Origin of the sequence: Pseudomonas fortuita (genome assembly GCF_026898135.2) — a bacterium.
GTDB classification, from domain to species: Bacteria; Pseudomonadota; Gammaproteobacteria; order Pseudomonadales; family Pseudomonadaceae; genus Aquipseudomonas; species Aquipseudomonas fortuita.
Window position 1 is genome coordinate 5,447,002 of sequence record NZ_CP114035.2, and the last position, 23,604, is coordinate 5,470,605.

The 23,604-nt window shown below is 57.2% G+C and carries 17 protein-coding genes; 6 read left to right on the forward strand and 11 right to left on the reverse strand.

The features are described 5' to 3' along the window. Window positions 1–28: 28 nt before the first annotated feature. The 3 genes from OZ911_RS24955 to OZ911_RS24965 are packed head-to-tail and all read right to left on the reverse strand — an operon-like array spanning window position 29 to window position 9,400. Window positions 29–3,394: a DEAD/DEAH box helicase family protein gene (locus OZ911_RS24955; RefSeq protein WP_024717409.1), complete on the reverse strand. Its 3,366-nt coding sequence runs from the start codon at window positions 3,392–3,394 to the stop codon at window positions 29–31. Next, the gene (locus tag OZ911_RS24960; protein ID WP_024717408.1) at window positions 3,394–6,498 is read right to left on the reverse strand and encodes a site-specific DNA-methyltransferase; all 3,105 of its coding nucleotides are present in this window, start codon (window positions 6,496–6,498) and stop codon (window positions 3,394–3,396) included. The genes OZ911_RS24955 and OZ911_RS24960 overlap by 1 nt, the downstream gene beginning before the upstream one ends. Window positions 6,499–6,541: 43 nt before the next feature. Beyond that, window positions 6,542–9,400 carry an SNF2-related protein gene (locus tag OZ911_RS24965; protein WP_059395879.1) on the reverse strand — a complete coding sequence of 953 codons (2,859 nt, stop codon included), beginning with the start codon at window positions 9,398–9,400 and terminating at the stop codon, window positions 6,542–6,544. A gap of 390 nt (window positions 9,401–9,790) precedes the next feature. On the opposite strand from OZ911_RS24965, the gene OZ911_RS24970 reads away from it, so the two are divergent. The 5 genes from OZ911_RS24970 to radC all read left to right on the forward strand — a co-directional run bounded on the left by OZ911_RS24970 (window position 9,791) and on the right by radC (window position 13,778). After that, window positions 9,791–10,120 carry a hypothetical protein gene (locus tag OZ911_RS24970; RefSeq protein WP_024717406.1) on the forward strand — a complete coding sequence of 110 codons (330 nt, stop codon included), beginning with the start codon at window positions 9,791–9,793 and terminating at the stop codon, window positions 10,118–10,120. A gap of 71 nt (window positions 10,121–10,191) precedes the next feature. Next, window positions 10,192–11,160, forward strand: coding sequence for a TIGR03299 family phage/plasmid-derived protein (locus OZ911_RS24975; protein ID WP_024717405.1), 969 nt, complete (start codon window positions 10,192–10,194; stop codon window positions 11,158–11,160). 75 nt (window positions 11,161–11,235) lie between these two features. Continuing rightward, entirely contained in the window at window positions 11,236–12,240 is a 1,005-nt protein-coding gene (locus OZ911_RS24980; protein ID WP_196304847.1) for a YqaJ viral recombinase family nuclease, read from the forward strand. 77 nt (window positions 12,241–12,317) lie between these two features. Next, window positions 12,318–13,232 (forward strand): recombination directionality factor, encoded by a 915-nt coding sequence (locus tag OZ911_RS24985; RefSeq protein ID WP_024717403.1) that lies wholly within the window; start codon window positions 12,318–12,320, stop codon window positions 13,230–13,232. A 48-nt stretch (window positions 13,233–13,280) separates the two neighbouring features. Then, window positions 13,281–13,778 carry a RadC family protein gene (gene radC / locus OZ911_RS24990; protein ID WP_024717402.1) on the forward strand — a complete coding sequence of 166 codons (498 nt, stop codon included), beginning with the start codon at window positions 13,281–13,283 and terminating at the stop codon, window positions 13,776–13,778. A 339-nt stretch (window positions 13,779–14,117) separates the two neighbouring features. Here the strand turns inward: radC and OZ911_RS24995 are convergent, their stop codons facing one another. From OZ911_RS24995 to OZ911_RS25025, 7 genes are all read right to left on the reverse strand, one after another. Beyond that, window positions 14,118–14,786, reverse strand: a complete 669-nt coding sequence (locus OZ911_RS24995) for an OmpA/MotB family protein (protein ID WP_024717401.1) — start codon at window positions 14,784–14,786, stop codon at window positions 14,118–14,120. 11 nt (window positions 14,787–14,797) lie between these two features. Next, window positions 14,798–16,705: a coiled-coil domain-containing protein gene (locus OZ911_RS25000; protein WP_024717400.1), complete on the reverse strand. Its 1,908-nt coding sequence runs from the start codon at window positions 16,703–16,705 to the stop codon at window positions 14,798–14,800. Further along, on the reverse strand, window positions 16,702–17,973 hold the full coding sequence (locus OZ911_RS25005) for a hypothetical protein (RefSeq protein ID WP_024717399.1): 1,272 nt from the start codon (window positions 17,971–17,973) through the stop codon (window positions 16,702–16,704). The genes OZ911_RS25000 and OZ911_RS25005 overlap by 4 nt, the downstream gene beginning before the upstream one ends. A gap of 21 nt (window positions 17,974–17,994) precedes the next feature. After that, window positions 17,995–18,936: an ATP-binding protein gene (locus tag OZ911_RS25010; RefSeq protein ID WP_033734152.1), complete on the reverse strand. Its 942-nt coding sequence runs from the start codon at window positions 18,934–18,936 to the stop codon at window positions 17,995–17,997. Between the two features lie 319 nt (window positions 18,937–19,255). Continuing rightward, window positions 19,256–20,404, reverse strand: coding sequence for a hypothetical protein (locus OZ911_RS25015; RefSeq protein ID WP_024717397.1), 1,149 nt, complete (start codon window positions 20,402–20,404; stop codon window positions 19,256–19,258). A 28-nt stretch (window positions 20,405–20,432) separates the two neighbouring features. Next, window positions 20,433–21,242: a YaaW family protein gene (locus OZ911_RS25020; RefSeq protein ID WP_024717396.1), complete on the reverse strand. Its 810-nt coding sequence runs from the start codon at window positions 21,240–21,242 to the stop codon at window positions 20,433–20,435. Between the two features lie 158 nt (window positions 21,243–21,400). Further along, window positions 21,401–21,667: a hypothetical protein gene (locus tag OZ911_RS25025; protein ID WP_024717395.1), complete on the reverse strand. Its 267-nt coding sequence runs from the start codon at window positions 21,665–21,667 to the stop codon at window positions 21,401–21,403. Between the two features lie 120 nt (window positions 21,668–21,787). Between OZ911_RS25025 and OZ911_RS25030 the strand changes: the two genes are divergently transcribed. After that, entirely contained in the window at window positions 21,788–22,660 is an 873-nt protein-coding gene (locus OZ911_RS25030; RefSeq protein WP_024717394.1) for a helix-turn-helix transcriptional regulator, read from the forward strand. A gap of 19 nt (window positions 22,661–22,679) precedes the next feature. Here OZ911_RS25030 and OZ911_RS25035 read toward each other — a convergent pair whose 3' ends face one another. After that, on the reverse strand, window positions 22,680–23,558 hold the full coding sequence (locus tag OZ911_RS25035; protein ID WP_024717393.1) for a hypothetical protein: 879 nt from the start codon (window positions 23,556–23,558) through the stop codon (window positions 22,680–22,682). Window positions 23,559–23,604: the final 46 nt, after the last annotated feature.

Below are 23,604 nucleotides of genomic sequence, written 5' to 3' on the forward strand. Positions count from 1 at the left end.
TCCCAGACCAGCGCCCCGCGCATCTTACTCAGGCGATGCGGCTAAACATCTTGCTCAGATATTTCTCTCCGCCGTCCTCCATGAACAGTACGTGGCGGTTTTCCAATACAGCTTTCTTCGCAGGATCCCCCACGTTGAGCAAGTCAGTAAACTTGGTGGGTGACAGTACGAATGCGTTCAGGGTGAGCGGCGGCTCACCAGCCTTGGCTTGCCGTGCCAGAGTCGCCTCCAGCGTTTTCACTTCGTTGTACAGGCCGAGCTTGGGATGGTTCAGATCCATCTGGCGCAGCCCTTTGGGGTCGACAAACGTCAGCCACTGCTGGCCGGTATCATCGTCAACGAGCCAGAGCAGAAAGTCAGGATAGAAGTTACCAGCCAGGGCAAACCCCAAACCTTTTTCCTGGCGATCCGCGTTGCGCAGCAAATACAGACTGCGCTTGCCAATACACTCCTTGCCGACCGAAGAGTTATAGAAAGCTTCGAGATCTCTCACGAACTCCACTTCGCTGGGTGCATCGAAAGCCAGAGGACGGAGCTTTAGCGGGACTGCATCCTTGTCTTCCAGTGAGAGCAGTGGGTAGTACAGGTGCCGGTCAAAGCTGATAGCGACCATGTGTGGAGCATTCCACTTGCTAGCCTCACCAATCTTGCCCTCTGAGACCAATTTCTGCAGCATTTCCAAGCGTTGCAGATAGGCCTGACCGTCATCAGAGTCTTCGATTTCAAAGTGGTAGACCTTGAGCATTGAGCCGTGCTCTTCGTTCATACGCACTACATCGTAGAACTGGCCCTCATAGGCTGTTTTCAAGGACTTGTAAAAGCGATCCGTGTAGTCACATAGCAAGCGTATGAGGATATCCTCCTGCTTGCGGATGGCGGCAAAGGTATCGACCTGCAATTCGGAGGCAGGCACATACAGGGTGTACCAGCTGTTCGACTGGGTGCAAAAATCAAGCAACCTCCGGCGATCCAGCCGCAGATTGCTCCAGCTTCGCTGCAGCTTGTAGTTCTGTAAGGCTAGGAAGATGCGATCCCAATCGAACAGCGCAAACAGCTGTGGGTTCAGCTTGCCCTTATAGCGCGCCTCGGCCTGCACAACGCCGCTACCAGCGCTGGTGCTGAGCGCCTCGACACGCGGATACAAGTCGAGCATCACGTGGGCTGGTTTGATCTTGCCCTTGAACTCTGCTGGCTCCTCGTACAAATATGGGAAATGAACTCGCTTGAATCCCAGCTTTTGGTTGTCCTTATAACCATCCTTCAAGGCCAAGGTTTTGAGCTTGCCAGCCGGCAAGTTGGCACGCGTCTCGAAGTCTAGCTCCAGAATCTCGTCGCTCGGGGTGATGCCTTCTTCTTTCAAATAGTCCTTGAAGGCCGCCATGTAACTGGCACGCACACCGAATATGTTCAAGCTTTCCAATTTATCCAGATGGAGCCCCTTAGGACGCTGCTGCGGCGTACTGCGCTTGAGCGAGTAATCCTTACCCTTTAGGCGCACGCCGCGGCCGAACAGCTGGATAATCTGCGAGCCCTCGCCCTGACCCATGTTCAACAGGCCCATGGTCGAAACCCGCCAGCTGCTCCAGCCTTCGGTGAACTTACGTGAGCCGACCAACACGTTGAGCTTACTGTCTTTATCGTTCAGCGAGCCAAACAAGGGCCTGCCGAAGTCGTCTGCCTCATTGTCAAAGCTGGTCGAGTCCTCAGCCAGCTTGAAGAAGCCCGCATCATCACCGATGTTGATCAGCCCAAAGGGTTCTGCCTCACCAACACGCAGCGCCAGCTCGCCCTTGCTGTTTTTGATATTGACCAGTTTCAGGCGCTGCCGGGCCGGCGCATTGAAAACGCGCAGAAGGATATCTGCATACAGGTCATCGATCTTGTCGATAAAACCCAACAACGGAGTGAAACGACCCAGGAAGATGTTGTTGCCCTTGGCATCCAGCAATTGCGCTTTATCACTGACCAGATCTTTGAGCCAGAGCTTGATCTGCTGCTCATGCGTCAGGAAATAAGCCAGAAAAATAACCACCTGCAAGATATCAGAGTCGTCGTCAGACACCTTGTTGCCCACGAACACCCAAAGAGGCTTCTCGATGTTGAAATCACTCAACTTCTGCTCCTGGGTCTGCCACAGCCATTGCTGCTGGTAAAAAGCCAGCAGACAGGCGGTGAAATACTTCTCAGCATTGTCGGCTTGATCGTAGGCTTCACCCTCCATATTGAGGATCAGAGACTCCTTGCCATAGCCATCCTCGTAGAAGAACTTATAGGAGTAGTCGAACAGAATGCACTTAGCGTAAATCTCGCGAGTGGCTGTTACCCGAGCTCGGCGCCTTTCTTCACTAGTCAGCGTTAGTTGGACAAGCTGATCGTTATCCAGTTTTTTAAGACTGGTCGTCTCGAACAGCATTTTTGCCTTCTTCTTGAGCTGCTCCTCCTCAGCTCCCGCTACAGTCAACCCCTTGGCCACGGCCTGACCGAAGGTCGCGGAATACTCGAAAGCGAAACCGCCACGAACCAGCTTCTCGCGCCGGGCCATCCAGGCACCTGCAGCCGTACCAGTGCCGCGGTGGCCTTCGTCCACCAGCACGAGATTGTTACCTTCAAAGGCATCCACTGCGACAGTCTTGTCGCCCATCTCATCGCCAAGCTTGTTGATGTCGATGAGCTCAATGGTGCCGCGCGGCGGAGTTTGTGCCTTGTTGAAGAACTGGGCAAAACTGAAACCGGACAGGTGTAGCTCTTCCAAATGCTGACGGGAGAGCCCCTCGTTGGGGGTAAGCAGTATGATCTTGTCCGGATAGTGGCCGCTGTTGCCATCCTGGAAATAATGCAGGTACTGAAGGATGTTAACGTGCAGCAGCAACGTCTTGCCGCTGCCAGTCGCGTTCCAGAATGCCAGCTTGTTCAGCTCGTCGGCGTCGAAAGACTGGAAGCTATCCGCACCTGGTTCTGCACTGTAACGAGCCAGCTCGGCGTTCAGACTATCGAGAAGCTCTTGCCGCTTGCTGAAGTACCAGTCCAGATAGATCTCAGTGAACAGCAGCGATAGGTACTGGAAGTACTTCATCTGCAGCTGGTGGCCTTCAAGTTTGTTGCGCTGAGCGGTGATACTCTGCCAATGACCGACTATGTTCAGGTCGTAGCGGCGCAGGTCGGTTTCCGCAACACGATCAACCTCGAACAGGTTGCGCCTGATCTCGTGGAAGAACAGCGTCTGTCCATCATCGTCGATGCCTTCGTACTGATCCTCACCCAAGCGCACCTTTAGTGCGCCCAGACTCCCCCCCTTGAAGAAGCCAAGCATCCAGCGGTTGAGGACCAGCTCTTGGTGAAAGCTACGTTTCTTGAGGCTATATGAAGTGGTTACTGCCTTGCGAGGACGCGCCATCAGAAATCCTCCACCGAGAACATACGCTCCAGGAACTCCGGCTCGATCTGGCGAAGTTTAAGCACACGCGTGACTCCGCCTTCCTCGACCGTCTGCGCGAGCACCGTGGGGATGTTGTGGTCGCCGTTGATGTAGACAACATCGTACTCGTTGTCCGCCGGATTGATGGCCATCCGGTCGCAAAGCTTGCTGACGCCTGCATAATCCAACATATCGCAGTCGCGCCAAAGCACGAGGCAGCTTTCGCCGCTGGGCAGGGTGCCGGTGATAATGACAAAGCCTCGCAGTGGCTGAGCATCGACGTGCTTCACACGTAGGCCGACCAGGTAATTGAAGGTTTCCACCAGATCAACCTTGCGCGGCTCGAACGCACCCGCCGAATCTACGGACACGTTGAGGGTGTAGTCGAAGGGCTTCCTAAAATCCTCCACTGACAGCAGCGAGCCACGGCTTTCCACATCCAGCATGTAGTTGAGCAGGTAGTCGTCCTTGGCTTGCTCCGGCAACGTGCTCAACAGATCGCCCTGCCCGGACGTGCGGCCCAATTGCAGATTGTTCAGAGTATCTTCATAGCCTTCGAGTTTGATTGCCTTGAAGCAATGCGAAATACCTGTCTCTGGCGAAGTAGGTTTGCCGCCCACCCAACCGGCGGAAAAAACGACTTTCTGAATTCGTGGTTTGAGAACGGTCTCGAAATACTCACCTTGCTCGACTAGCACATATTTACGCGATGCTTGGTCCCTGCGATTTAGGGAAATTGTTGCATGTGCAGTAGTTCCTGAACCTGCAAAGTAATCAAGAACAGTGAAGTCTGTTTTACCAAATGACTGCATCCAGAAGGATTGCTCAAGGGTTTTCACTGACTTAGGGTAATCAAACCCCCCCCCAAGCCCTAGGTTATCCAAGACTGCAGTCCCATTGGTGCCAGCATTGAAGTCTGCACCGATCCAATTACTGAAGAGCGTTTCCCGCTTGTCCTGATGATCAATAAGCTGCTTCACAGCACCGCGTTCAGTAACTATCAGCTCGCCTTTTTCTGCTCGCACCTTCCCGGTCTCGTAGGATGACCGCCAAACGCGCTCCTCACCGGTGGTATTGATAGGGTAGATTCTCTGTAATCCTTCCGCCGTTGGTTCGGTTGGATAATCTGTTCCAAGTGGTGGCGGCGGCTCTGCACCTACAACTGTCTTGGTGGTCGGATCAACAAGTAGGGCGTAAAAACTACGCCAACGACCAACCCCACCGCCACGCGGCGCACGGTAGTTATTGTCCGCTGTACCACTCCGCATGAACTGCCTGTCCTCGGTTTCATCCTCTTTCGGAAATCCAAGGTATTGAGGAGCGTTTTGGGGTGATGCGACGATGTAATATTCGTGCGTCCGTGACAGCCGTCCACCCGATCCTTGCGGATGGTGATTTATCACGATTGTCGAGACATCACACTCAGTGAAGTACCCCTTCAAGCAGTGAAAGGCATTGTTATATTCGTAATCATCAATGGCGAAACCAAACGAATAAACACCTCCAAAAAGATCTCGAGTGAATGGCAACGTATTAGAAATCAGGGCCAACCAGCTTGAGTGCTCAAACTGGTTTTTGTACGCAATCTTGGAGTGCACGGTATTATAGGGCGGATCAATATAGACGAAATCTATACTAGATTGGTAACGATACTTAGCCAAGTTAAGCGCTTGAAAGTTATCTCCATTAATGATAACGCCATCAACAGCCTTATCGACATCTTCGATATTTGCCAAAAGTAGCCGCTTAAATTCCTCATCGAATACTGCAGTATCCACCATTCGATACGGTGCAGCTTTCAAGTCTTCCATAGTCCCCGGCGCATCGCCATCCCAAACACCCAGTTTTTTCCACTCTGCCCACTGCCGCTCGTTCGCTACCACTGCCGGCCACAGCGTTTCCGGCACACGATCCAGCGTGATGCAGTAGTGGCTTGAGACAACGAACTTTTTTTTCAGCCACAGCTTTTTCTGAAAGTCCTCCAACTGCGCCAGGAAGGCTATCAGCTCCAGCGCGATGCTGCGCAGACACTGGACCAAGCGCAGGTTCTTCTCGATGTCGGCAAAGGCGCCCGCGTTCTGCACATCGTCCAGGTGCAGCACTTCGCTCTTGATGTAAAAGTCCAGCTCGCGACGTAGGAGACCGCCCAGATCCTTATGGATGAAGTAGTCCGCCGTGTTCTTGGCCGTGTAGTCGCTCAGATGCTTTTCCAGCAGAGTGCGCTGGGGGTTTTTCTCGGTGGGCGCGCGGTTACCTAGGGCCAACCAACGAGCCTTAACGTCGGCGTCTGCCAATACAGTTTCTACCGCCTTGGTGACTAGCGCCTCCTGCTTAGTGCCTTTGGACTGAGCGGCGTACTCGAAGCGGATGATCAGCTCCTGATTACCGTCGATGCCCGATACTTCCTCCACGGGCACCAGTTCTTCTACGTAATCGTCGCCGTTTTCATCCACACGGGTGACGGTTTTTGCCGCCACAAGAGCAAAACGACGCTCCCTGTCGTTGTCCTTGCGGTTGTCCTTAGCGGTGTCGGCGGTTGAGAGTCGGAAATGTACCGTGCGGCCATCGTCGAGTTTGAAGCTATAGTTGCAGAAGTTCTCGCCGCTCTTGGTGTAGTACTGATCCTTGTTAGCCCAGTGCAGCATCACTTCTTCGCCCGAGTAGGGGATGGCGTAGGTGTCGCCTTTGTAGCGGCGCAGGCTGATGAAATCGCCGTCTTGGTAGTAGCGAGAGAAGAAAGTGAGCAGATGCGAGAACACGGCATTTTCGTGTTCGCGGCTGCCTGCGGTGGCCTCCTTAAGCTTGGCGCGTAGTTCCTGCACCTTGGGTACAGAATCGGGATTGACGCCCAAGGCTTGAGCACTCTTCTCCGCCTCCTGCAGTTCGGACTGCAATTGTTGCGCGCTGGCGGCGCTGCCTAGGGAAAGAGCTTGGTGCACTTTTTCAGCCAGCCGGTTCTGCAGGTAGTCGTTGATCTCGCCCGCGCGAGCATTGAGGATGCGGTAGATACCAAAGTCCAGTTCCGGACGGTCGATCTGGAAAATTTCGCGCATTTTGGCGACGAGTTCGTTGTACTTGCTCATGCAGAAAGCCTTATCAATGATGCTTCGTTAAATCGGTAGCTGCTCACACCACGAGCCAGCGCACGGTGAACAGGTGTTCGGTTTCGGTGGTTTGGCTCAGACGCTGCTGTAGGGCATCGATCAGCGCATCTCGCTTTTCGATAATCTCGTCTTCAACTGCGAAGATTTCCTGACGCTGACGGCGCTGCACCCGCTCCAGCTCGCTGAGCTGACTTTGCAATTCACTCTGTTCCTGCAGACTGTTCGCCTTACGACTGTCGCGTTTGAACTGGGCAATACGCGCCTTGGTCTCACGAAGAGACTCCTCTGCACTGAGCAACTTGTCATCGGCCCATTTTTCCAGCTTCTCCCGCTCCTCCATGAACAGTCGTTGATTGCCCTCGACAAAGGCCGCAATACTTGCCGCAATACGCCTTTGACTGTTGCCCTCCAGTGAGGCAGGAGGCTGCTGGCTGAGACTGTGTGGCTTCTGACTAGTCTCTACGCCAAACAGCTTTTCGCAGCACTCTTGGTCGAGCACACGCCCATCGTCAGTCAATGCAGTGAAAATAAGGTGCTCGACACTGTCCAGCGCCGTTAGCTTGAGCTTATCGAGTCGAAGCCAGCCTGAAGCCTCGGTCAGTTCGCTGACGACCGAGAGCCGGGTGGGATGGTGGCTGTAATCGAAATGTAGTTCAGCGATCGGCGTCGAAGCCTGAAGCGCCTGGTCCAGTGCCCATTCCCCCAGCGGATGGTTGAGGCGGTAGGCATTCGCCAGCATGTCGGTTTGCTGCCCACCGCGTACCAGTTGGTAGCGCCCAGACTTAGCACTGGGAATGGGCGGCTGCGTCAGGGAGAAAGCATGATGCATGGCATCAAACTGCGCTCTGCCTTGCAACGCGAAGAATGTGACTGCCCAGAACCAGCGACCAATGCGATCCAGTCGCGCCTGAGCCTCATCGAGCTGCAGGCGCAAACGCTCATGCACGTCCTCGTCGAAATGCTCAATCAGTTGGCTTTGGGTTTCACGGAGCTTGTCGTTGATATCGGTTTCAAGCTCACGCTGCAACTCCTCGAAGGCTGACTGGATGTCCTCCTGCCGTCTGCAAGTGTCATAGATCTGCGCGATGCGCCGCTCGAAGTCGAGACCAGACTCAATACGCCCTAATACTTCATCGGAGGCGCCGAACACACCAGAAAATAGTTGGAACTTCTCAGTCAGCAGTTCCAGCACACGTTGGTCGGCCTGGTTGCGCGTGTTGAGGAAGTTAATCACCACCACGTCGAAACGCTGACCGTAGCGATGGCAGCGTCCGATGCGCTGTTCAACTCGCTGGGGATTCCAGGGAAGATCATAATTGACCAGCAAGGCGCAGAACTGCAGGTTGACCCCCTCTGCTGCAGCCTCGGTGGCGATCATGATTTCCGCTTTCTCGCGGAAGTAATCGATCAAGGCAGTACGCCGGTCTACCTGTGGAGATCCGGTTACACGGTCACCACCCTGGTGCTGCTTGAGCCAGTCTTGGTAGATCACCGTAGCCTGTGGGCCGTTGTTGCTGCCACTAAAGGTCACCAGTTTATCGGCATAGCCGTTGGCAGCAAGGAACTCGGCCAGATAGTCCTGGGTGCGACGCGACTCTGTGAAAATGATGACTTTACGCGGCGCTCGTAGCTCGGCCATCTTGGCGAACCCGATGTCCAATGCGGATAGCAGTGCCTGAGCTTTGGTATCCGTTTTCAGCGCTTGAGCTCGAATGATGAAGCCATCGAGCTCTGCAATCTCCAAACGCAAAGCCTGCCGATCCATGGGCAAGCCTTCAGTGCTGGCCTCTTCTACTTCCAGCTCTTCGAGATAATCCTCCTCCAGATCATCCTCTTCGACTAATTGATCGAGAAAGCTCGCATCGTCTGATGGTTGGCCTTCCAGCTGATCCTGCAGACGCTGACGGATGGCCAAGAGCGTTCCAGTGACTGCATAGGCACTGGAAGCCAACAGCTTACGCAAGATAAGACCTGTCAGGTGGCGCTGCTGGCGCGGCAGCGCATAGGAGTGCTCGCGCTGAAGGAAGATCGAGATAGCTTCATAGAGGGCATGTTCATCGTCAGTTGGATTGAACGGTTGGGTCAGCGCCTTGCGCTCTGTATAGCGCACATACTCCAAGACCTGCCGACGCAAAGTGCGTTTGGCAAACCCCGCCAGACGTTCACGCAATGAATCGTTGTCGCCGGTCCCGTTGATGAACTGCTTGCGGAAGGCAGCTTCGTCTCCGAATAGATACTCATCAATCAAGGTGGAAAGCCCATACAGCTCCATCAGCGAATTCTGCAAGGGCGTGGCTGTGAGCAGGATCTTGCGCCGTCCATTGAAAGCTCGCTTGAGCGCCTGCCCAATGCGGTTGCCGGGCCGGTGGGCATTGCGCAGTTTGTGCGCTTCATCGATGACCACCAGATCCCAGGGGGTAGCCACCAAGTCGTCTGCAAGCCGTGCAGCGTAGGGGTATGAGAGGATGACGATCTGCTTGCCCACCCACTGGGACAGTGCAAGGCTGGCTGAAAGCCCTGTACGCCGAATCGCGGCCGCATCAACAACCACGGAAGGCAAGGCGAATTTCTCTGCCAGTTCCTGTGCCCACTGCTTACGAAGGCTGGCCGGACAAACGATGACCAAGCGGCGTCGTCGCTCGGCCCAGTGCTGGCATAGCACCAGTGCTGCCTCGATGGTTTTGCCCAGACCAACTTCATCAGCAAGCAATACTCCCTGCTGCAGGGGGTTACGGAGGGCAAAGAGCGCTGCATCGATCTGGTGTGGGTTCAGGTCTACGCTGGCATCGAATAACGACTGCGAAAGCCGGTCCACACTGTCCGCAGCATGACGACAAGTCAGCTCATTGGCGTAGTACTTAGCGTGATAACCGGTAATCAAGGCCGAAGCTCCCTCTAGGGCAATGTGTGTTTGTACCCAAAAATGACTGGGTATATTAACGGTTTGCCAGATGACATGCCTGACTCGATTTTCCCAGATGAGGCTGGAGTGAAAGGCGCACAGTATAACGTCACACATTTGAACACCAGCCAACCGCTCACGACACTGGCGTGGCACGCCAAGAGCGGGAACTGAATTCCCTGCCGCCACCTGTAACACCTGAAAAATTCAAATTTCCGCTTGGTTTTAACCAAATACGGCTCGATGTCCTAATCAAAAAAAATTCAAACCTATATCACCTCTGTGAACGCCCCACAGTATCAACTGCCGTCGGGGATTTTGCGTGCCAGCTCTTGCCTCAGCACGCTCATCACTTGAAAGGATCTGCGTATGTATACCCCTTGCCCAAGCTGCAACTCGGGACGAGTCATTACGAAAAATCTCGGTAAACAAACGGGCGGAATAATTGGCGCTGCAGGCGGTGCAGCCAGTGGCGCCGCCGGTGCCCTGTCAGGTGCGGAAGCCGGCGCGGTACTAGGAGTAGTCGGTGGTCCGGTGGGCATTGCTATTGGCAGCATCGCCGGGGCGATTTGGGGTGGTCTGTTTGGCGGGGTCGCGGGGGGCATTGCCGGGGCCACGCTGGGTGAGCAGATCGATGACAAGGTGCTGGCTAATTACCAATGCCTGGAGTGTGGCTACAGCTTCAGCGTCAACCGTTAAGCCGTTGTGAACAGGCGTCGCTTGCTGATCAAACGACGCTCTTTCCCATTCTTTCGTAAGGAATCATTCTCATGGCTCATCTCGTTGAAACCATGGCCTACGCTGGCTCTACCCCCTGGCATGGACTAGGCAACAACTTACCCCGCAAAGAATCTATTGAGGTCTGGCAGCGTGAAGCCGGTATGGACTGGCAGATTTTGGAGAGCCCAGTGCACTTCAAGTCGGACATGGTCGGCCACCTAAGCACCATCCACTCCTTCCCTGAGCAGAAGGTGCTCTACCGTTCCGACACCAAGGCTCCTCTCTCGGTGGTCTCGCAGCGCTATCACACCGTGCAGCCGCGAGAGGTTCTGGAGTTCTACCGCGATCTCACCGACGTCTCTGGCTACGAGTTAGAAACGGCCGGCGTGCTCAAGGGCGGACGCAAATTCTGGGCACTGGCGCGTACCGGGCAAGGGGCAGAGCTGAAGGGCAACGACCAGGTCAACGGCTACCTCCTGCTGGCCACCTCCTGTGATGGCACCCTGGCCACCACAGCAACGCCCACCACCGTGCGCGTGGTGTGCAACAACACCTTGACCATCGCCTTGGATGGCAGCAGCCGCGCCATCAAGGTGCCACACAACACTCGCTTTGACCCGAAGACGGTAAAGAGGCAACTGGGCATCGCCGTCTCTGGCTGGGACGAGTTTATGTACCGCATGAAGGCTTTGGCTGAGCGCAAGGTGCAGTGGCATGAGGCATTGGGATACTTCATGACCGTGATGTGTGAGAGCAGCCCGACCGGTGCTCTGCCAGAGCAGTTGCCCAACGAGCGCGCCCTACGCAAGGTCCAGGAACTGTACGAGGGCCGTGGTCGCGGCAGCCAACTGGACTCGGCACGCGGCACCGCCTGGGGCCTGCTCAATGCCGTGACCGAATATGTCGACCACGAGCGCCGTGCACGCAGCAACGAGTACCGCCTGGACTCGGCCTGGTTTGGTCAAGGGGCGCAAATCAAGCAACGCGCCCTGGATGCCGCCCTGCAACTCGCAGCCTAACGCACTCACACATCAACCCTTACGCCCGGTCAGCCTTGTGCTGGTCGGGCGTTTTTATGTCTGCAGGTAAATACGATGAAAGCAACGTCATTGAATAACAGCACCCGCAAGAAACGCCCCGCCCTGCGCCTAGTCAGCACCAAGGAGCTGCCGCGAGAGGACTGGCTGCAGATCCGCAAGCAAGGCATCGGCAGTTCAGACGCCGCCGCTGCGGTCGGCCTGAATCCCTACAAGTCGCAGCTTGAGCTGTGGTTGGAGAAAACTGGCCGCGATGCCAGCATGCCCAAAGCCGATCCTCAGGATGAGGAAAACCCGCTGTACTGGGGCAATGTGCTGGAGCCCATCGTGGCCTGGCACTACAGCAAGCGCAGCCAAAACAAGGTTCGGCGGATCAACGCAGTGCTGCAGCATCCTGATCCAGAATTGCCCTGGATGCTCGCCAATATCGACCGCGAGGTGATCGGTACTCCAGAGGTGCAAATCCTCGAATGCAAAACAGCGGGCATAAACGGAGCACGCCTCTGGAAAGAGGGCGTGCCCGAGTATGTGCAATTGCAAGTCATGCACCAGCTCGCCGTCACTGGCAAGCAGGCCGCTGATGTGGCGGTCCTACTCGGTGGTCAGCATCTCGAAATCCATCGCATCACACGCGACGAGGCACTGATTGCGCGACTGATTGACCTAGAACGGCTGTTTTGGGATTACGTCGTAAGTGACACCCCGCCACCGGCCGACGGCACAGCGTCTGCGGAAGCGGCATTACGCTGCCTCTACCCCGAGGATAACGGACAGACGCTGGACTTCAGCCACCACATGGAGCTGGCCAGCACCTTTCTGGAACTCAAGTCTGTTCGCCAAACCATTGCCCAGCAGGAGACACGTGAAGCGCAGCTCAAGCAGGTTCTGCAGCAGGCCATGGGCGAAGCCGCCCGTGCCGAGTTTGCCGAGGGCTACATCAGCTGGAAGAAATCCAAAGACAGTATTGGTCTGGATGTCGAACAGATGCTCAAAGACAAACCGTACCTACAGGTCCGCTATCCCAAGACCAAAGCAGGCAGCCGTCGCTTCCTGATCGGCTGAAACCGTCTGTTCAAACTAGCTACCCGGACTGCTCACGTCCCGGTGGCTTTTTTATTTTCAGATCAAGGAGTATCACCATGCTCAAAGGTTTGGCCATTACCCCGCCGGTCCTCGGGCGCATTTCCATCGGTAAGGTCGTCGAGAAAAACGGCAAGCGTCTGCCCGAGAAAGATGATCAGTTCACCATCACATCGCAAGTCCAGAGCCGTTACGGCTGGTTACTGCACCCACTCAATGAGGAACTGCGCAATGGCCAGGATGGCAAGCTGCGCAGCATTCCGATCCGATTGCTGTTCAACGAACCGGACCTCAACTTTCGCGCGGACTACAGCCTGTTCGACCGTACCACCGGCAGACCGTTATGCGTCGGCAACGGTGAAACGTGCAAGCGTTTCACCAAGGACGGCATCCAGTTGCTGCCCTGCCCTTCACCCGATGGCTGCCCACTGGCTCAAGGCAATGCCTGTAAGCCTTACGGTCGGCTGAATGTGGTGATTGGCGATGACGACCCACTGGGCAGTTTTGTGTTCCGCACCACTGGATTCAACAGCATCCGCACCCTGGCCGCGCGCCTACATTACCTGCAAGCCATCTCCGGCAATCGCCTGGCCTACCTGCCACTGGAGCTGCGTCTGCGTGGTAAATCCACTCGGCAGAGCCATGGCACGCCGATCTTCTACGTCGATATCACGGTTCGCAGCGGACTATGCCTGGAAGACGCCTTGCGCGCCGCCAAGCAACTAGAGGAAACCCGGCAAGCCTCGGGCTTTGACCAGAGCGCCTTGGATCACGCAGCCCGCCAGGGCTTTAACAATGGTGCTTTTGAAGACAACGAGGAGGACACCAGTGCCATCGTCGAGGAGTTCTTTCCTGCTGCTGAAGCCCCTCCCAACAACGCGGAGCCCCAACCGAAAGGGCCTTCAAAGCCCTCACTGGCTCAGAAGTTGGAGGCTCAGGCTATCGAGCACAGCACGAGGCCTTCAGTCCAGTAATGCTCTCCTCAGTCTCCCCTACTTCCCCATTCGTACAGGACTACCGTCATGAAATATCACAAGCTCAAAGCCGGTGAGACGAGCGGCACCTATGTCATGGAGTCACCCGTCACCGAAGCCGACATCCTGCGGATGGCGCAACAATTGGCCATGAGTCGTCTGTCTAAAGGGCGGGCACTGACTGAGCCCAAGCAAGTGTTCAGCCACCTACAAACGCTGCTGCAGTACCACCAGCATGAAGTCTTTGCCCTGCTGCTGCTCGATTCCAAACATCGGGTTATAGGCTTTAGAGAACTATTCAGAGGCACGCTGGATGGGGCTAGCGTATACCCGCGAGAGGTGGTCAAGATCGCCTTGGAGCACAATGCTGCGGCCGTCATTATGGTTCACAATCATCCCTCCGGCGACCCAGAGCCCAGCCAAGCCGATCGTACCCTGACCACCACCCTCAAGAACGCTCTGAACATGATCGGCACCCGCATCTTGGATCATGTGGTGGTTGGCCATGAAGGCTGTGTATCGTTCGCCGAACAGGGCTATCTATAGCAACCTTCCTTTCATTCTCCATTCATCCGATGGCCTGCACCAGACCTTGGTCGGTGTGGCCCATCGACATCAGTTGCCGCCGCTTCAGGATAGGTGTCATAAGCATCATTCACCTTTCTTTTTTTTGCTATTTGCCCTGACGACGCTCTAGCAGCCTGTGCTGCCGCCGGAATTGTAGGGATTGTAATACTTCGCACTCCGCCGCTACTGATTGCCTCGCTGCTAGCCCGCTGGATATTCGGTAGGCTAGAGAAATGCCTGACAATGTCGCCTCAGCGCTGCACTTATCCTGACAGCAAACCTGGGCGGGAGACTTTCACCGCCGCCCCGGTTTTTCCTTCATTTTACTAAGCTGAGCTCGGACTTTGGCTCCTCTGGGGTGATCCAGCGGACTTCGATGCGGCGCTGCTGGGCGTCCTCCGGCGCGATACCAGGTATCGGCTGTGAGTCTCCATAGCCTGCCACCACTACACGTCTTGCAGTAGCAGGATCGAGATTTCCGACGATCAGCTTGCGCGCTTCACGAGCACGAGCGGCAGAGAGGGTGAAGTTGTCGTCGTAGACTGTGCAATTGGCTTCAAAGTTAGTCACCGGGCGCAGCACAGGCAGGTTGTCGGTATGGCCTTCGATATACACCTGGGCACCATGAAACTGCGCCAGAAACTGCGTGACCGCCGCTTCGATGCTTTGGAAGGCCTCGCGGGACTGTTCAGTGATGCAGGCGCTGCCGCGACCGAATACACCGTCGCGCAACGTCAGTTTCTGCGCCCCCAGGTCCAATGCCACCAGGCCGGCACCGGCGGTGCCTTTGAGCGAATCCTGCAAGGCCCCGAGCAAGTGCTCGACCTTCTGCCGCTGGCTGGCACTGCTCTGGGCCTGTTCCTGTTGGTGCTTGATGTCCGAGTAACTCTTCTGTAACACCGCCATCACCAACAGCAACATGACCACAGCCATGACCCCGGCCATCAGGTCGGCAATTGACACCCATTCATTCGGCTTGTCTTTCATCGCCTGTCACCTCACAAGGCCGTTTCGATCTGCACCGCAGTCGGCTGCGCACGGTCGAGGACATGGAGCTGGGCAATGATCTCGCGAAGCGACTGGCTAATCTCACCGCCGGTGTTGCGCTGCTGGTTGTGCTGGACCACGTTGCTCAGCACTTCCAGGTTCTGATCGATCTCTTGCAGATTGCGACCAATCATGTCGACCCGCGCGGCCATTGCATCCACAGCCGGTTGCAGCGGGCTGTTGTGTTGCATCGTCATCAGTTGCGCGACCAATCCCTTGATTTCGCTGGCGGCCAGCTCGGCCTGTTGAGTGACCCCTTCGTAGCGACTGTCGAGGGCTACCATGCGCCGGCCGCTTTCGGAAACGGCCTTGAGGCCGGAGAGGATTTTTTCACGCAGGTCGCCCACCAAGTGGGTCATGCCTTCGACGTTGACTTGCAGGGTTTCACTGGAGCCCTGGAAGCTGGCATGGGCATTACGTTGCAGGTTCAGCGACTCCTCGTTGGACTTCTTCATGCCCTCCATGGTCTGGCCTACATTGTTCGACAGGCTGTTGACCGCCGTGGAAATGCCCAGAGTGGCCTCAGACAGACTGGCGGACATCTGCGTCATGTTGCTGGTGAAGCTGCTGCCCATCAAGCCAATGGTCTCGCCCAGATCTTGCTTGAGATGGCCAAGCACACCAGCGACACCCTCCTTGAAGTCAGCAATGGCTTGCTGCAGGTTACCTGCCGAAGCGCCGATGGTGCCCGCGGCGCTGGCCATCTGTTCAGCTGCGCCGGAAATGGCTGCGAGGTTGCGGCTATTACTGTCGTTCAAGTGTTCCATGGCCTGGCGTGTGGCTCGACCGTCTTCAAGCTTTTGCTGATTCTGCTCGCCGTGCTGCTGCAATCGGGCATCGATGGCGCCCAGTGCAGTCAGCGTCTGTTCGCTGGTGCTGTTCAACGTGCGCAGCGCAGGGAGGGCACTTGTCAGTGTCTTGCCGCTAGCTTGCTGGGCCTGCAGGATGTCCTGCCGGACCTGGTTACCAGCCTGGGCTTCCTGTACCAGGGTTTGCCTGACCTGGTTTGCGGCCAACTGATCCTTTTGCAGTTTCTGCAGATTCTGGTTGCCTGCCTGTTGCTCTTGCAGCAGTCCCTGCAACGTCAAGTTGCCGGCTTGCTGCTCCTGCAGCGACGCGTTCAGGGGGAGCAGCAGGGCATCGATGCTGGAGCGATTGTCCGCAAGTGCCTGCTGGGTCGTTGCGGCGTGATGCTTGAACAGGCGTGCCTGCAGATCCAGCAACTGCCGTTGACTCTCGTTCTGAGCGGCAAGGTTTTGATCAAGCCGGCTCAGGGTCTCGAGCAGCGTCGTTTGCGCTTGTTGGCGCTCGCCTTGGCGTTGCAGGCGGCTGCTGTCGAAGGCACGCTTCATCTGCCCGACACACCAGCGCAGTCGCCGCTCTTCGTAACCGTTGCTGGCGGCATAGGCTTTTAGCAGCAGGAAGGCAAGAATGCCCCAGGTCGAGGTTTTGAACTTGGTGCCCAGGCCTTCCATCATGCCCATGAGGTTAGTCATGGCATTGTCCATACCGCCCCCGGCATTGGCTTCGACCAGAATCGTCGAGGCCTTGTTCAAGGCGATGCCCAGGCCCAGGAAGGTACCCAGCAGACCCAGGATCAACAGGATCCCGGGCATGAACTCGACCATTTTTTCGCCGGGGCTGGCCACGGCGGCACTGATCTCGTTCACTGAGCCGTGCTCCACGTCCAGGTCATCCTGGCCGCCGCCGTTCCACTTGCGCTCCCAGCTCTGTTCCCGTGCCCCGCGCTTCAACGCAATTACGGTCACCAGCGAAAGGATTCCGATCAGCCCGGCGAACAACAGCTGTAACAGGTCTGCCGACGGCAGCAGAAAGGTGAGGATCTCCTGAAAATTCACGCGGCTACCTCGACCAAGCGGCTGGCACGTTCACGGCTGGCTTCTTCGAAGATGTTAGCGAAATCGATGATCAGGCTCTGTTCGTCTTCGGTCAGCTCTTCCCAGCGTTTGCCATGCTGGGCACAGTCGATGATGATCATGCCGACCTCCTGGCTGTCGGTCAGCAGGTAGGCGTCGTCGGCGAAGTCTTCGGGCGCTTTCTCCAGCACCTGCAGGAACCCTTCGGCGGCGTAGACATAGTTGCGCATTTCCTGGTTGCGCTTGCGCAGCTGGTCCATCTGCGCCTTGAGGGCCGGCAGACGGGCCTGGATGTCGGCCAGGGCGGCCTTGTCTTCGGCAGAAGGTTCACCGAGGTTCTGGCTGATCTTCAGCTGGCGCTCTTGGACTTGTAGCCTGGCCACCGATTCGCTGAGGGTTTTCCAGTCCTTCTCCTGCTGCTCCAGGTTGCACCCCCAGGCCATGATCAGCTCTTCGAACACGAACGGAATCAGCTTTTTGCCGAAACGTGCGGCGATCACTTCATCCAGGCGCACCGCCTGGGCATCGTTCACCTGAGGCTTGGCCTTGAGCAGTTCTGCAGCGATCTCGACCAGGAACAGATCGTCACGGTTGATCGCGTCCAGGTCCTGAGCGTGAATCAGTCGTTGCTCGGTGTCCTTGAGCAACTTTTGCGAGGCGCGCAGGCGCAGGTAGTGATCGAAATCGCTGATGTTGTTGTTTTCCAGCACCTGCTGGATACGGGTGCTCAACTGGGCGTACTGGGTGATCAGGGTTGCCAGGTCGAGGGCACGGCCAGCTTCGCCGCGCACTTCCTCGCGGGCTTCGCGCAGTACTTCTTCGTGGGTCGCAGCCTGCTCCATGTCTTCATCGTTCAAGAGCACATCGCGCAGGGTCTTGGCTTTGGCGATGGCCCACTCGACGGCAGCCTTTACCTGCTTGGCCAGTGCGGTCTTTTCCCAGTTCAGCAACGCCTCGAGGGCCTTGTCGAAAGCCCGGATGGCCGTGGCCACCCAAGGGAAGGTCGGCAATGCAACGGTCGCCCATTCGGCGGCGATCTTGAGCGCCGGCCTGACCACAGTGGCGATGAAGGGCTTGACTTTGCTCCATACCTCCTTGACCTTGCCGACGAAGGATTCGGCCTTGGTCGCCATCCAGTCCAGCGCATCCCTGGCCTTCTCACGTACGGTGTCGTACGTGGTGCGCACCACCTCTACCACCGCTGAACCGACGCTCTTGATGGCGCTCCAGCAATCCGAAAAAAACCCCATTGTTCAGTCCTCGTGATGTCGTCAGTCGATACCCAGCAGGGCCTTGGCCCGCTTGGCATCCTTGGTGGCGTGGTTGGTGTGGGTGGCGACCTGCCGCTGGGCGGTCTGTACTTCGTCGATGGCCAGCTGGATATGGGCCATCTGCAACTGGGCCGGGCTGCCTTGCTGCTCAGCCGTCAGCAAGGCCTTGGGCAGCGCCAGGCGCATGCAGGTGCGGATCTCTCGACCCGACAGCCCTTCCGATTGCATGGCCGCTTCGGTCAACAGCAGATCGCGCGGCGAACCCAGGGGAATCTGCTCGACCAGAAAGCGCGACCACAGCTGCTCGCGGGCAGCCAGGTCGGGCAGACTGAACTCGATGTGATAGCCGATCCGGCTGCGAAACGCTTCATCGTAGTTGCCGGCAAAATTGGTGGCGAAGACCACAATCCCTTCATACCGCTCGAGCTCGATCAGCAGTGTCGAGCGCATGGCATTGACCTCGTTATCGACCCCCTGGGTGACTGAAGACAAGCGCTTGCCGAGCAAGGTATCGGCTTCATCGAAGAACAACAGCGCGCCGGTCTCGGTCGCCTGGGCGAACGCTGCCTGGATATTGCGCGCGGTGTCGCCCATGAACTTGCTTTCCAGTTCGGCAATTCCCAGCGCCATGAACGGCAACCCGAGCTGACCGGCCAGGGCCTCGGCGCACAGGGTTTTTCCGGTACCGGGCGGGCCATAGAAGTTGAGGATGGCGGTCATGCCCATCGGATCGACGGCAGCGAAGCCCCAGTCCTGGTAGATCGTGCGATGAAAGCGCAGGCGCGCCAGGCACTCGTCCAGTTGCAGACGTGTCCTGGCCGACAGCACCAGATCATCGTTCAACGTGAAACGTGTTGGCCTGAGCGTGAAGGTCGGGGCGTTGCTAGCGGGATCGGCCACGCGTGGTGGCGCCGGATTCTGGCCAGGAGCGTTATCGTGCATGGAGTTAGCCTGAGAGACATGGGAGGCGCGGAGACGGTCGTTCTACCGACTCAAACCGCGCGTGGATGATGAAGAGGTGATGAGCTGAACGCAGAAGGCGCCCGAGGGCGGTCCGCTGGTGAGGCCGAAGGTATCCAGGGCTGATGTCAGGCAATTGAAGCCGGAACGTTCGGTGGCCCAGGACATGACTACCAAAGCACCTCGCTGACGTATCCAATGCATGTTCATCCGTGAAGCCTTCAGGCAGTATGGCGTTTTGGCGTCAAAGTGCTGGCGACATTACTATGATTAATAGCTCTTTGCTACTACCGCTTCGGTGTCACGCGGCAGAGACTTTATAAGCTCCAACCACCTCGTTACCTCGCATCTCTATCGTCAACATAACGGGCGATCGCTGCTCGACCAGCAATTGCTGCATCTGCCCGATATCGCTTTTTGCGCTCGCCATGAACACGGGCAGCGTCTCCTCCTCCCACTCCCTCAAGGACAAGCGGTTTGCCTGGATCGTGGACTGGGAGTCCAGGTAAGAGGAGAGTTTGTTGACTCGGTCCTCGACAGCGCCCTTGAAGTTGGACAAGTGCCCACGCGCTCCCAGGAAGTCAGCCGCCACCCTGTCGAGCGTCGCCTGACGCTGTTTGACCACGGCAGCTTCTCTAGGGAATGAGCCCAACAGCCGGCAGGCCACCCACCGGGTTCCCATACACAGCTTCCACTCCTCTGCTCGCTCATCGGATTCGCTCTGCATCTTTTTCAAGGCTGCCGTCAATCCCGCCGTGGTTTCGAACAGACCCGGCGCTTTGTGCTCCGCGGCCCGCTTGGCCAGCGCCACCAACTCGCCCTCCAAGTGATCATGGATCGCGCCCAGATCCACTTCGATGTCTTCCAGCTTCTGCCTGATCGCGGGGTTCAACTCGCCGGCCAGCACCAGAGGCGTGACTTGCCTGAGGTAGTTCAGCGCTCCTTTGACCTTGGACTTGCGCTCCTCGACCTGAAACCTGGCAATGCCCTCCACCCCCGCCTGGATCTCGCTGAGCTTGGCACTGATATCGGCCAGATGCTTTTGCGCCACGACTGCAGACGCGATCTGGAACATTGCAGCAGAGCTGACCAATTGCTTGAGCCGTTCAGGTTCGAATAAGGTCGCATGCTCGCGAATCCTTCCGCCCTGGATTGAGAAAGCGCGATAGCCGTCGCCATTGGCGACCGAGGCGAGAGGGCCATCGATGACCACTTGCATATAACGAGACTGGGCAACGTCTTTGGCGACAATAAGATTGGGCAGTGTTTGCAGCAATGGACCCAATCGGTCGATGCCCAAGCTGGTAGCATCGACCTTTTTGGCGCCAGCGGGAATGAGTTGCTCCGTCGCAAGCTGGACACTCATCAGGGGCTGCTCGGCAGATCGCCCGATCAACCAGGTCGCTTGCTCGCTCCTGGCGGCGCTGGGTACTGGGAGGTTGTTTTCCATCACGGGCTCCAGATTCAGATTGGATTGTTCATTGCGCCAACGCCGCACCACATTCGCCGCAGAATCGGGTGCCCCGCGTACTGCCCGCCTTACAGGCGGAACAAGTGACCAGCGCGCTCTTCTGCCGGATGTAGGCGATCTGCACGACGCAAGGCACCGTTACCCGGTAGGCCTGGCTCGCCAGGGTGTGAGCCCCTGCAATACCGGTCAACGCGACACCAACGGGGCCAAATGCCAACCCGGCAGCACGCCCGGCAACAAGGTTGGCACCAGCGGCCAACGCCCCGCCCATCGCCAGTCGGGTGAATGCACCGCTGGCCAGAAGCGCAGCCTGCATGGCCGCAGGACCGCCGCGGCGGATGGCTGCCTGAATCGCTGCATAGGACACGCCCAGCACCCCTGTCTCATACTGGAAGCCCCTGGAGAAGTCGGCCTGATCTTGCGGCGACATTTTTTCCCAGGCTTGGCAAAGCAGCTTCTCCAGCACCTTGAGCTCCAGACTCGCTACCGGCTCATTCTTGCCAGCCGTTCCACCCACATGACCAAGCACATCGGCGACGATCTCGGCATAGGGCACACCGTTGCGACGGAACAGGTTGACGATGCTATTGCCGCCATAATGCTGAAGCTCACGAATCAGCAGCAACAGTACGCCTCTGGAAAACTTGCTCTTCTTTTTCGCCGACTCAAGCGCTTCGCGCACTTCACTTGCCATCGACAACCGCCCCTTGCTCGAGTCGGTCAAGAAGTCGACTAAAGCGGACACATCAGCTGGATCTGCGTCACTGAGCAGCTGCAAAAGCTCAGTGTCCCCATTGATATCAATTTCGCTTTCCATCAACCATCCCTCGAAATCCGTCCAGGCAAGCCGCTGCCAGCAGTCATAGTTTCTTGGCACGCTATCGGCGCCACGTCGCAAAACTTTAGCCAATCACCCCTGTCAGTCGGGGCCTTCACGAGCGTTCGTTTCTTGCCGGCGCCCGGCTTGCCTGTTCATCACAGCTTGCTGGGCAGCCTGGGCGCAGCACCTTGCAGGGCTCGCATGCGCTGCAGGAGGTGGGCATTGAGCCGTTGCTGGACGCGCAGGCTTCTCTTGAGCTCCCGGTTTTCACTTTCACAGATCCGTGCCCAGCGCATCGACTCCCGGCACTTTCCGACGGTCTGCCAGATCTCCTGCAACCGCAGGTACTGCACCAACAGCGTCAGCAAGATCCCGCCCATCAGTACCAGCGCACCCACTGCCACCCAGTCATACATATCCATATCTCACCACCCTTCATGTGGCCATTTGCAATCAACGTAACACAGACGATATGTCGCTTTTAACGACAGGTCCATAGTGTAGACCTGTACAGGTAAAGTATTCGCTCACACGGAGGCGCCATGAAACGCAAACAATCCATCTCGCAGGTCCGCTGGGATCTGGCACTTCGCTATCGCTTGATCGAGACCGTAGCCTGGTGGGAGGGCCGGTTGACCACGGGTCACTTGATGCAGAGCTTCGGTATCAGCCGCCAGCAAGCCTCGAAAGACATCAACACCTACATCACCGAGCATGCGTCAAGAAACTTGACATATGACAAGCAGATCAAGGGGTACGTGCCGACGCGCTCGTTCAAGCCGTGCTTCATCGACCGCAGTGCAAGCGCCTACCTCGACCTGCTTGCACAGAACAACGAGCGAGCGCCACACGTCGAAGGACTGAAGCTGGCGTATGCCCATACCCTCGTGCTTCAGGTGCCCGATCGCAGTGTTCAACCCGAGATTTTGCGGCCGCTGCTCAAAGCTTGTCGGGAAGGCCTGCGCCTTGAGATGGAGTACGTCTCGCTTGCCAATCCCAAGCCGGAAACGCGGATCATCGAGCCGCACACGCTGGTGCACACCGGAATGCGCTGGCATGTTCGCGCTTACTGCGAGAAGAACGGGGCCTATCGTGACTTCGTGCTCAGCCGTATGCGAGGAGAGCCCGGGTTGCTGGAGAGCAACGGAAATGACATCGCAAAGGACCAGGCCTGGAATACCGAAGTGTCAGTGATCATTGAACCAGACTCACGCCTGGGCGAGGCACAGAAGGCGATCATTCACCATGACTACGGCATGGACGATGGTCGGCTGGAGATCGTGACCCGCCAGGCCCTGGTGAAGTACGTTTTGCAGCGGTATCAGATCGACCCCAAGAACCTGGACCCGAAACCGGAAGCCCAGCAGATCATGGTGAAGAATCTTGCTGAGCTCAAACCCTGGTTATATGACTGAACCGAACGGCACGCTTCGATCACTCGGCAGCCGTGGCAGTCCCCAGGTCATAACCGATCATGAACAGCGCCTGTTCGATGGCACGCAAGGTCTGGGCAGACGTCGCGCCAACGCGGAACGGGTTGCCGGCGTTGAGCACATGGCAGGCAACCTGGCTCAAAATCCAGCTGGCATTCATGTTCCAGCGCGCATGGTGCGAACCCGAGCGAAGCCGCTGGAACTGAAGCGTTCCGACGCTGGGGTTACGGTTCTTCGGGGTAACCGTATTAGCCCCCTCTTTTGCCGCTGCCCAAGGGAAATTCAGACCCGCCGGCACCTTGGTAAGCCCCTTCGCTTTGCAGTACTGCACGACCAGCATGCCCAGGCCCGCGGCCACGCGACTGTCGTAGATCACAAAATCAGGGCACACGAGCGAGTAGATCTTGGTCATCCCGGAGTTGAACCGCAGGGTTTTGGCGCGAAGGATCGGGGCATCGGGGTCCTTCTTGATCAACGCTGCTTTCACATCCTGCACCATGCGCCCCAGCCCAGCCTTGTTTTCCTTGAGCCACTGGGCGTTACGTGCCGTGACACCGCCCCAGGCCATGACATCGAGTGCACTTTGCAGCATCAGGTCATCGTCGCTGCCAGCGGCTAGCAGATCGCGGCGCAAAGCCTCCAGTGCATTCGAGTTACTGACCGAGTCCACGCCAGGATTGAACGAAAGACGGGCGTTGCCAGGATGATTCCAGGCGTAGGCCTGGTAGGCACCGTAGAGGCTGTCGCAGGACCATTCGTTGCCCGTGCGGCGATCGACGTACGCATGCTTGACCAGGGTCGGGGAGTCCAGTTCGGTCGCGAGCCAGCCGATGAATTCAGGGACGTGAGGAAGGGTGGCGTGGGCTTGTTTGGCTTTCATCATTACTCCTGTGGGCTGGCGCTCAGCGCAGAATTGCGTGCCAGCG

What these genes read in the sequence shown, in the direction of transcription:
- OZ911_RS24955 (WP_024717409.1), bottom strand. Translation starts at nt 3,394, where the DNA reads ATGGCGCGTCCTCGCAAGGCAGTAACCACTTCATATAGCCTCAAGAAA.
- OZ911_RS24960 (WP_024717408.1), bottom strand. Translation starts at nt 6,498, where the DNA reads ATGAGCAAGTACAACGAACTCGTCGCCAAAATGCGCGAAATTTTCCAG.
- OZ911_RS24970 (WP_024717406.1), top strand. Translation starts at nt 9,791, where the DNA reads ATGTATACCCCTTGCCCAAGCTGCAACTCGGGACGAGTCATTACGAAA.
- OZ911_RS24975 (WP_024717405.1), top strand. Translation starts at nt 10,192, where the DNA reads ATGGCTCATCTCGTTGAAACCATGGCCTACGCTGGCTCTACCCCCTGG.
- OZ911_RS24980 (WP_196304847.1), top strand. Translation starts at nt 11,236, where the DNA reads ATGAAAGCAACGTCATTGAATAACAGCACCCGCAAGAAACGCCCCGCC.
- OZ911_RS24985 (WP_024717403.1), top strand. Translation starts at nt 12,318, where the DNA reads ATGCTCAAAGGTTTGGCCATTACCCCGCCGGTCCTCGGGCGCATTTCC.
- radC (WP_024717402.1), top strand. Translation starts at nt 13,281, where the DNA reads ATGAAATATCACAAGCTCAAAGCCGGTGAGACGAGCGGCACCTATGTC.
- OZ911_RS24995 (WP_024717401.1), bottom strand. Translation starts at nt 14,786, where the DNA reads ATGAAAGACAAGCCGAATGAATGGGTGTCAATTGCCGACCTGATGGCC.
- OZ911_RS25005 (WP_024717399.1), bottom strand. Translation starts at nt 17,973, where the DNA reads ATGGGGTTTTTTTCGGATTGCTGGAGCGCCATCAAGAGCGTCGGTTCA.
- OZ911_RS25010 (WP_033734152.1), bottom strand. Translation starts at nt 18,936, where the DNA reads ATGCACGATAACGCTCCTGGCCAGAATCCGGCGCCACCACGCGTGGCC.
- OZ911_RS25015 (WP_024717397.1), bottom strand. Translation starts at nt 20,404, where the DNA reads ATGGAAAACAACCTCCCAGTACCCAGCGCCGCCAGGAGCGAGCAAGCG.
- OZ911_RS25020 (WP_024717396.1), bottom strand. Translation starts at nt 21,242, where the DNA reads ATGGAAAGCGAAATTGATATCAATGGGGACACTGAGCTTTTGCAGCTG.
- OZ911_RS25025 (WP_024717395.1), bottom strand. Translation starts at nt 21,667, where the DNA reads ATGGATATGTATGACTGGGTGGCAGTGGGTGCGCTGGTACTGATGGGC.
- OZ911_RS25030 (WP_024717394.1), top strand. Translation starts at nt 21,788, where the DNA reads ATGAAACGCAAACAATCCATCTCGCAGGTCCGCTGGGATCTGGCACTT.
- OZ911_RS25035 (WP_024717393.1), bottom strand. Translation starts at nt 23,558, where the DNA reads ATGAAAGCCAAACAAGCCCACGCCACCCTTCCTCACGTCCCTGAATTC.